General features: G+C 40.0%; 1 protein-coding gene. It reads left to right on the forward strand.

The annotated features are described in order from the left end of the window. A partial coding sequence (locus WHS38_12405) for a hypothetical protein (GenBank protein MEJ5301778.1) occupies window positions 1–575 on the forward strand: 575 nt, incomplete at both ends.

Here is a 575-nt window from a genome sequence, read left to right on the forward strand (position 1 = left end):
TGCTGGTATGACGGATATTCCTGGCTTGGGGAAAAGGTTTACAACCCCTTTGATATTCTTCTGTATCTTGCCGAAGGAGAATTTCGCCCCTACTGGTTCGAAACAGGAACTCCCGCGTTTTTGATAAAAATCATGTATGAAAGGAAGTATTACCTTCCCAGGTTATCCAAACTGAGAGTGGGAGGCGAACTCATAGAAAGCTTTGATCTGGATCGCATAAATCCTGAAAATCTCCTTTTTCAGACCGGTTACTTGACAATAAAGAGAAAAGAAGTTGAGCTTGGAACGATTATATACACTCTTAGTTTTCCAAATAAGGAAGTGGAAATTAGCTTTACTAACAGCCTTTTGGATTATCTTGTTGAAGACTATTACAGCAAAGAAGAGAACAAGCATTATTTAAGGGAAGCGATAAGAGAAAATGACTTCGGGAGAATAAGAAAAATCTTTCATAGTTTTTTCGCAAGTATCCCGCACGATTGGTATAGACGAAACGACATAGGGGGCTATGAAGGATACTACGCAAGTGTGGTTTATGCCTATTTTTGTGCCAGCGGATTTGATGTGGTGGTGGA

Source organism: Thermodesulforhabdaceae bacterium, from assembly GCA_037482015.1.
Lineage (GTDB): Bacteria > Desulfobacterota > Syntrophobacteria > Syntrophobacterales > Thermodesulforhabdaceae > JAOACS01.